Here is a 2135-nt window from a genome sequence, read left to right as displayed (position 1 = left end):
GGTGATTAATCAACTTGATGAAATCCAGATTTTAGAGGATTAAGTTATGGCAGTTTTCAATTGCGTATAAAGGATGTTTGAAAAGTCTTCTAGTCGGGATCAAAAATTTTAGATCCCTCTAAATCTCCCGATAAATTGGGAGACTTGGATTCCAGTTCCCATCTCTTTAAGGCTACGGTGTACACACAAGTCCTAAAAACCTAGCTTGATAAGACTTTCCTCGTTCCCAGTCTCCGACTGGGAATGCATTCATTGAGTCTCTGACTCAATGCCAGATTGGAGGCAGAGCCTCCACGAGGAGCATTCCCATGTAGAACATGGGAACGAGATAAAAACGAGGTAAACGAGATAAACAAGAGAAGAATGGAAAATCAAGCTTTTTTCGACTTGTGTGTACACCGTAGCCCCAATGCATCGGGGAGGGTTAGGGTGGGGTAATTCAACTTGTATGTACACCGTAGCCTTACCAAGGAAAGGTGCCGCAGGGGGTGGAGTTATTTCTATGTATGCCTCTACAAAAGGCTTATATCCATAACATCCTCTAACTCTGATACCATTTTCTGTAATTTCCTGCTTGCTAAAAAAATTAGTCGAATAGAAATTAAGTACTTAGATAAGGAAGAGTGAAATGGGACTTAGCGACGGACTTTTGAACCCGACGAAAAAAGCTATGGTCATAGATGACTGTTGCAACATGATTGAAAGACAGCTTGCATCCAAGTCAGGTATGAACGGCATGGTTTTAAAAACTGCCTTTGCCGCCTTGAAGGGGGTTAAACCAGGGTATATCCCTTACGTTGTTGAGCTGATTTTACCCCAATGCTTCACAGCACTTGATCCCATCTGGAATGAAGGCGTAGAGAAAGGCGACCCAATTGGACACCTGAGTAGCAATAGCTCTCGTACCGCAGATGCGCTGCTGAGTGTTACTGATGCTAGAGTCAAAAACACAAAGCGCCAAATCGTGCGAGGAACCTATGAAAAACTTCGCGGTTCAGCCAAAAAGCACGTAGAAGAAGCAGTGCCAGATTTAGCCAATGTAATCAACAATTACACTAAGGCTTAAGCCAGAAGAGAAGAATCAAAAATAAACGTATGCCGCCGTTCGATGCTCCGGTGGCTGGCATACGCGGCAGATATTAAAACAATTCGCAATGGGCTAACGCCCCGCTCCGCTAACGCAATTACTGAATCGATTGCGATCGCTAACCCTTCTTCCTCCTTTTAGAATTTAAGCATTTGCACCCAGAATAGAAGAGTCATAATGCTGTAGCAAATCTTCTGGATCATTGTAAATTGCGATCGCTCCCGACAGTTGTTCATCGCTAAATCCACCGCAGCGCAAAGCAATCACACCTACCCCTGCTTTGCCGGCAGACTCAATATCGTAAGGCGAATCTCCTAGCATCACGACTTTTTCAGGAGTCATTTGCCCTTTCTTCAAGGCAGCTTCTACAATGTCAGGAGCAGGTTTAGATGCTTCGGCATCATCGGATGTAGTGACTTCCGAGAGCAAATCATCTACCTGGGCAATTTTGAGCATGATCTCAAGTTCTTCAGAACTGGCTGAACTTGCAACAACCAGATGCAATCCCGATTTTTGCATCTTTAATATTAAGTTTCTGCTCCCATTGGCAGCAGTAATTTGCGGTATATATTTGTCAAATAATAGTTCTTTGCGTAGTTTAGCGATCGCTTTACCAATTCCTTCTTCATCATTTAATTCTGGCACTACCTTGGGAATCAGTTGATCTCCACCCATGCCCATAAGTGGTTTAACTTTTTCAAATGGCACTTCCAAGTCATAAGCTGCAAATGCTTCCACCCAGGTATTTGCATGAACATCATTACTTAAAACCAGTGTGCCATCAATATCTAAAATCACCCCTTCTAATGCCATGAAAAACCTCAGTTGACGTTTTGTTTCATAGCTGATGATGGCATGGCAAATAATTTACTTCATCGTCCTAACAGAAGAGAAGGGGGTTAGAGGATGTTTAAAAAGTAATTGTCTGTGATTTTAGGCACTTGTTGATCCCCCCTAACCCCCCTTTCAAGGGTAGGGGTTTAAGAAAGAGGGAGAAAAGCAGGTAAAATACACAACTGTTGTCAGACCGCAAAAATATGCAAGTCAG

At 43.0% G+C, this 2135-nt stretch carries 2 protein-coding genes; one reads left to right on the top strand and one right to left on the bottom strand.

Annotation, left to right across the window (positions count from 1 at the left end; genetic code table 11):
* Nucleotides 1-628 precede the first annotated feature (628 nt).
* Nucleotides 629-1066 carry a DUF6918 family protein gene (locus tag A4S05_RS36955; RefSeq protein WP_069074720.1) on the top strand — a complete coding sequence of 146 codons (438 nt, stop codon included), beginning with the start codon at nucleotides 629-631 and terminating at the stop codon, nucleotides 1064-1066.
* 165 nt (nucleotides 1067-1231) lie between these two features.
* Here A4S05_RS36955 and A4S05_RS36950 read toward each other — a convergent pair whose 3' ends face one another.
* Nucleotides 1232-1900: an HAD family hydrolase gene (locus A4S05_RS36950; RefSeq protein ID WP_069074719.1), complete on the bottom strand. Its 669-nt coding sequence runs from the start codon at nucleotides 1898-1900 to the stop codon at nucleotides 1232-1234.
* Nucleotides 1901-2135: the final 235 nt, after the last annotated feature.

This window comes from Nostoc sp. KVJ20 (genome assembly GCF_001712795.1).
Classification (GTDB): domain Bacteria; phylum Cyanobacteriota; class Cyanobacteriia; order Cyanobacteriales; family Nostocaceae; genus Nostoc.
The sequence above is the reverse complement of the archived record's forward strand: the minus strand, read 5'-3'. Positions and strand labels throughout refer to the sequence as shown.